General features: G+C 74.4%; 5 protein-coding genes and 1 pseudogene. 1 reads left to right on the forward strand and 5 read right to left on the reverse strand.

Translation table 11 applies throughout. The features are described from left to right. Positions 1–62: 62 nt before the first annotated feature. Positions 63–824: a hypothetical protein gene (locus tag AOK03_RS35550; protein ID WP_055569519.1), complete on the reverse strand. Its 762-nt coding sequence runs from the start codon at positions 822–824 to the stop codon at positions 63–65. Between the two features lie 30 nt (positions 825–854). Next, positions 855–2,582 carry a DNA repair protein RecN gene (recN, locus tag AOK03_RS35555; protein WP_055569520.1) on the reverse strand — a complete coding sequence of 576 codons (1,728 nt, stop codon included), beginning with the start codon at positions 2,580–2,582 and terminating at the stop codon, positions 855–857. 220 nt (positions 2,583–2,802) lie between these two features. Between recN and AOK03_RS35560 the strand changes: the two genes are divergently transcribed. Next, positions 2,803–4,158, forward strand: coding sequence for an ABC transporter permease (locus AOK03_RS35560; RefSeq protein WP_244177877.1), 1,356 nt, complete (start codon positions 2,803–2,805; stop codon positions 4,156–4,158). A gap of 128 nt (positions 4,159–4,286) precedes the next feature. Here the strand turns inward: AOK03_RS35560 and AOK03_RS35565 are convergent, their stop codons facing one another. From AOK03_RS35565 to AOK03_RS35575, 3 genes and pseudogenes are all read right to left on the reverse strand, one after another. Further along, complete coding sequence (locus tag AOK03_RS35565; protein ID WP_055569522.1) at positions 4,287–5,192, reverse strand: NAD kinase; 906 nt, start codon at positions 5,190–5,192, stop codon at positions 4,287–4,289. An 11-nt stretch (positions 5,193–5,203) separates the two neighbouring features. After that, the gene (locus AOK03_RS35570; protein WP_055569523.1) at positions 5,204–6,019 is read right to left on the reverse strand and encodes a TlyA family RNA methyltransferase; all 816 of its coding nucleotides are present in this window, start codon (positions 6,017–6,019) and stop codon (positions 5,204–5,206) included. A gap of 7 nt (positions 6,020–6,026) precedes the next feature. Next, positions 6,027–6,251, reverse strand: a pseudogene (locus AOK03_RS35575) (hypothetical protein); the annotation flags it as partial.

Raw genomic sequence — 6,251 nt, forward strand, 5'->3', positions numbered from 1 at the left:
GCCCGGCCCCGCCTCATGCCCCGGCCCCCGCCGAACCGTCCGACGCTACCCCGCCGCGACGATCACGGTCCAAGCCTTTTCTCCCCGTACGCCGCCACGGCCACCAGCGCCGCCGCGTGCGCGGCAAGACCGGCGCGGCCGTTGCCCGCGACGACGGCCGTGCCGAGGGCCGCACCCAGGGCGTGCGCCCCCGCGTCACCGATCATCGCGCGCTCGCCGAAGTCGTCGGGGAGGACGGCGGCCGCGGCCCCCATGGACGCGGCGGCGGCCACCGCGCCCGGCCCCTTGCGCAGCAGCCCCGGCGCGCCCAGCGCGAGCACGGCCGCTCCGGCCCGCCCCGGACGCACGTCCACGAGGTTCACGAGGTGGGCGGTACCGGCGATCACGACACCCGCGAGGACCTTGTCCACGGGCCGTTCCTTGAGCAGGGCCCCGGCGGCGAGCCCCGCGGCGGAGATGCCGAACAGCTTCACGGCGCCGCTGGTGATCTCCCCGTTCCGCAGCGCCCCGAGGTGCGCGCGGAACCCGCGGCGCGGGTCCCCGGCCCCCGCCATGTCGTCGTACGCACCGCAGGCACCGGCGGCGAGCACGGCCAGCACGGCGGCCGCCCGCGGCTTGGCGGGCAGCGCGGCGAGACCCGCCGCCGCACCGACCGCGGCAGCGGGCCCGGCGTACAGGTCGACGCTCTTGCCCGCGTAGTTCTTCCGCGTCCACCGCTCGGCCCCACCGGGCGCGAGGGAACGGAGCGCGGCGGTCCCCGCGCAGGTGGCACCGGCGGCGGCAAGCAGCGCACCGAGCCGCCGCCCGGACTTGCGTTCGATCATCCGGTCACCCTACGACCGCCGTGCCGGAAGCTATCCGTCGCCCCGCGCCGTCGCCAACAGCTCCTCGGCATGGGCCCGGGCCGTCTCGGAGTCCTCCTGGCCCGCCAGCATGCGCGACAGCTCCCGCACCCGGTCCTCGCCCTCCAGGACCTGCACCCCGGAGCGCGTCACCATCCCGTCGTTGGTCTTCTCGACCAGCAACTGACGGTCGGCGAAGGCGGCGACCTGGGGCAGGTGCGTGACGACCACGACCTGGGCCGACTTGGCGAGGCGTGCGAGGCGTCGGCCGATCTCGACCGCCGCCTTGCCACCGACGCCCGCGTCGACCTCGTCGAAGAGATACGTCGGGACGGGGTCCGTGCCCGCGAAGACCACCTCGACGGCGAGCATCACGCGCGACAGCTCACCGCCCGACGCGCCCTTGGCGATGGGCCGGGGCGGGGCGCCCGGGTGCGGGGCGAGCAGCAGCTCCACCTCGTCGACGCCCGCGGGCCCGTACGCGACGGTGCGGCCGCCGACCTCCACGCCGTCGGTCCCCTCCGGGACCTCCGTGGCGCTGATGGCGATCGACACGCGCGCGTGGGGCATCGCCAGCGAGGCCAGCTCTTCGGTGACGGCCGCGGCGAACCGCGAGGCCGCCTCCTGGCGGGCGTCGGTCAGCGCCTGGGCGAGCCCGGCGAGTTCGGCGCGCAGCGCGTCCCGCTCGGCGGTCAGCTCCTCCAGCCGGTCGTCGTCGCCCTCGAGTTCCGTGAGCCGCGCCGCGCCCTCCTCCGCCCAGGCGAGGACGGCGTCGATGTCCGCGCCGTACTTCCGGGTGAGCTGCGTCAGCGCGGCCCTGCGCTCCTCGACCGCGGCGAGCCGCAGCGGATCGGCGTCCAGGTCGTCGGCGTACCCGGCGAGTTCGCCCGCCACGTCGCCCAGCAGGATCCCGATCTCGCCGAGGCGGTCGGCGAGGGCGGACAGGGCGGGGTCGTGGGAACGTACGGACTCCAGGGCCCGCGAGGCGCCCGCGACCAGCGTCGAGGCGTCGACGACCTCCGGGTCCTCGGGGTTGCCCGCGAGCGCCGCGTGCGCGGAGGTGGCGGCGGAGGCGAGGGCCTCCGCGTGCCCGAGCCGCTCGGCCTCGGCGGCGAGCTCGGTGTCCTCACCCGCCCGCGGCTCGACCCCCGAGATCTCTTCGAGGCCGAAGCGCAGCAGATCCGCTTCCTGCGCACGCTCCCGCGCGCGCGTGGTGATCTCCTCGACCTCGGTCGTGACGGCCCGCAGTCTCCGGTAAGCGGCCGTGTACTTGGCCAGCGGCGCGGTGACGGCGTCGCCCGCGTACCGGTCCAGGGCGCCGCGCTGACGGGCCGGTTTGAGCAGGCCCTGCTGGTCGGTCTGGCCGTGTACGGCGACGAGGTCGTCGGCGAGCTCCGACAGCAGGCCGACGGGCACGGAGCGCCCGCCGAGGTGGGCCCGGGAGCGCCCCTCCGCCGAGACCGTACGACTGATGAGCAGCGCTCCTTCGTCGAGTTCGGCCCCCGCCTCCTCCGCGCGCACGACGGCCGAGGCACCGGCGGGCACGGCAATGCGCCCCTCCACCACCGCCGACTTCGCACCGATCCGCACCAGGGCCGGGTCGGCGCGACCGCCGAGCAGCAGGCCCAGGCTGGTGACCACCATCGTCTTGCCCGCACCGGTCTCACCCGTCACGGCGGTGAAGCCCGGTGACAGCTCGACGACCGCGTCGTCGATGACTCCGAGCGACCGTATCCGCATCTCCTCCAACACGGACAAGACCTTACGAGGTCAGCGGGCCGGTGTGCGACGGGCCCTGGGCCCCTTCCGTGAAGGCGCAGGTCGAAGCGGCGCACCTGACGCCGCTGTCACCCGCTGGGGTGGGGCCCCGGTGCAGGCCACCGGGGTGGGGCTGTCCCCCGCAAGATCCACCGGTTCTCCACATGGCACCCGCCCCGTATCCGGCGAGACCATGATCCACATGACAACAGGACTGGCCCGGGCGGCCCTGCGCGCGCACCGCCCCGCTTTCGTGGGAACGGCGGTGGCCGCGCTCTTCGCGGCGACCGTGGTGAGTGCGTCGACGATGATGCTCGGCACGACGAGCACCGACCGTGACGGGCTCTCCCCGGCGGCTCGCAGGCAGATCACGGAGAACGGCGTGGGCGACATCGCGGTCGTCCTATTGATCGGCTCCATCTACATGTCGATATTCGTGGTCGTGTCGACCATGGGCACGGCCGTCGCTCAGCAGCACCGCGAACTCGCGATGGTGCGTTCCATCGGCGCCAAGCCCCGTCAGATCCGCCGCGCGGTGGCGGTCCAGGCCCTCGCCGCCTCGGTCCCCGCGGCGCTCGTCGGCTTCGTGCTCGGCGGCTTCGGCGCCCGGTGGTGGCACGCGGGCATGGTCGACCACGGGCTGCTCCCCGCCGAGGCCGCCTTCCGCTTAAGCTGGCTCGCGCTGCCGGTGTGCGTCGGCGTGGCCGTGGTGACGACGACGGTCGCCGCGCTGCTGTCCGCGCTGCGGTTCTCCCTGCTCCGCCCGGCCCGCGCGCTGAGCGAGGCGGCCACGGGCCGCCGCGGGCTCGGCCTGCTGCGGGCGCCGCTCGGCGTGCTCGCGGTGGCGGGGGCCTGCGTCGTCTCGGTGCTCCTGTCGGAGCGGCCCGCGGACGAGGCGGGCGAGGGCGCGTTCCTCGTCCTCATCCTGTTCTGCGTGGGCGCGGGCCTCCTCGGTCCGCGTCTCATCGGCCCCGCGGCCCGGCTGGTCTCGGCGGTCGTCGGCCGGTTCGGCCCGAGCGCGCGCCTCGCGATGCTCAACGTCCGCTCGCAGCCGCGCCGCTTCTCCGCCGCGGTCGTCCCGCTGATCCTGGTCGTGGGCTTCGGCCTCACCAAGATCGGCATGCATACGACGGCCCAGCGGCGCACCGGTTCGGCGGGCAGCCCGGGCGAGGTCTGGCTCGACTACGTGGGCACGGGGCTCTACGCGGGCTTCGCCGCCATCGCCGCCGCGAACACGCTCGCCATGATCTCCTTCGAGCGCCGCCGTGACGTGGCGCTGCTGCGGGTCGTCGGCAGCCGACGGGCGCAGGTGGGGGCCATGGCGGCCTGGGAGGCCGTGGTCGTCGCAGGAACGGCACTCCTCCTGGGCACCGCGATCGCGCTGGGCACACTGGCCCCCGTCCTCAGCACGGCCTTCGGCTCGGCACTCCCGTACCTGCCCTGGCCGGTCCCCGCAGGAGTAGCAACGGCCACCGTCCTCCTAACCCTCCTGTCCACCGTTCTCCCGGTACGCACGGTCCTGCGCAAACGAGCGATCACGGTCATCAACGCGACCTAGCTTGTCAGGGGACGCGAGGAAGGTCGCAAAGGGGCGCGGGGAACGGCGCGACCAGCCACAAACAACCCGCACCGCGGAACCACCCGAACCGGCCCCACAGGGAGCGACACCGCCCACCCGGCGGAGCGCTACTGCGGAGCCCCCCGCCACCCCGAGACCGGCAACGCAAACTTGGCGACAAGTCGATCCGTGAACGACGCATGATGCAGCCGCGCCAACCGCACCGGCACCTCTCCCTTGCGTACCTCGACCCGCGCCCCCGAGGGGAGCTCCATGGTCCGGCGCCCGTCGCACCACAGCACCCCGTGCGGCGTGTGCGGCTGGACCTCGACGGCGAGCACCGAGTCCGGCGAGGTCACCAGCGGCTTGGCGAAGAGGGCGTGCGCGCTGATGGGGACCATGAGCAGCGCCTCCACCTCCGGCCACACCACGGGCCCGCCCGCCGAGAACGCGTACGCCGTCGACCCGGTCGGGGTCGCGCAGACGATCCCGTCGCAGCCGAAGCCGGTGACGGGCCGCCCGTCGATCTCCAGGACGACCTCGAGCATCCGCTCGGGCGACACCTTCTGCACGGCGGCCTCGTTCAGCGCCCAGTCGCGGTGCATCACGTCGCCGTTGCGGTGCACGACGACGTCGATCGTCATGCGCTCCTCGACCTCGTACGCCTTGGTGACCACCCGGTCGACGACCTTGTCGAGGTCGTCCCGCTCGGCCTCCGCGAGGAACCCCACGCGCCCGAGGTTCACGCCGAGCATCGGCACCCCGGAGGCCCGCGCGAACTCGGCGCCCCGCAGCAGCGTCCCGTCACCGCCGAGGACGACGATCAGCTCGCAGTCGTCGATGCAGTCGGCCGTGGCCTCCTTGACCGTCTCGACCTCCGCGGGCAGCGGCAGGTCCACCGCCTCCGCCTCCAGGACCCGCACGCCGAGGCCGCTGCGCAGCAGCCCCTGGACGACGAGTTCGGCGCTGCGGATGGCCGCGGGCCGTCCGGTGTGCGCGAGCAGGAAGACGGTTCGAGCTCGGGTCTGGGTCACTCGGGTCTGGGTCAACGGGGCCCCTCCGCCACGGCACGGTCAACGTCCGCCGGGTCCAGCTCATCGGCCCCGGCGCGCAGCCACAGAAAGTACTCGACGTTCCCGGAGGGTCCCGGCAGCGGGCTCGCGGTCACCCCGCGCACTCCGAGGCCGAGCCCCCACGCCTGCCGCGCCACGCCGCGCACGGCGTCCGCCCGCAGTTCGGCGCTGCGCACCACACCGCCGCTGCCGAGCCGCTCCTTGCCGACCTCGAACTGCGGCTTGACCATGAGGACGAGGTCCGCGTCGGGTGCCGCGCACCGCACCAGGGCGGGCAGCACCAGCCCGAGCGGGATGAAGGAGAGGTCCCCGACGACCACGTCGACGGGGATCCCGTCAATCGCTTCGAGTGTCAACTCGCGTACGTTCGTACGGTCCTTCACAGTGACCCGGTCGTCGCTCTGCAGCGACCAGGCGAGCTGGCCGTAGCCGACGTCGACGGCGACGACATGCGCGGTGCCCGCGCGCAGCAGCACGTCGGTGAAGCCACCGGTGGACGCGCCCGCGTCCAGCGCGCGGCGGCCCTCGACGACCAGGCCCTGCGGCCCGAAGGCGGCCAGGGCGCCCGCGAGCTTGTGCCCGCCGCGCGAGACGTAGTCGGGGTCACTGTCGTCCTGCGTCACCACGATCGCGGCGGCCGTCTCGACCTGCGTCGCGGCCTTGGTCGCGACGGTCTTGCCGACCGCGACCCGGCCTGCGGCGATCAGCTGGCTCGCGTGCTCGCGCGAGCGCGCGAGCTTCCTGCGGACGAGCTCGGCGTCGAGGCGGCGTCGTGCCACTCCTGCCACGTTCGGTTCAGCTCCTGTCGTACGAAGATGGGGATGCCGGTGCCCCGGTGGGTGCCGGCGGGCCGGGGCGCGCGTCGAGCGCGGTCAGCGCGTCGCGCAGGCCCCGGTGTACATCCTCGTACACCTCGATGTGGCCGTCCGTGGCGAGGTGGTCCGCGTCGCCGATCCGGGCGAGACAGGCATCCACCTCGGCATTGCCGGTGGGGGTGCGCTCGACGCCGAGGGGCGCGGG

Origin of the sequence: Streptomyces atriruber (assembly GCF_001418325.1) — a bacterium.
In the GTDB taxonomy this organism is placed as follows: Bacteria; Actinomycetota; Actinomycetes; order Streptomycetales; family Streptomycetaceae; genus Streptomyces; species Streptomyces atriruber.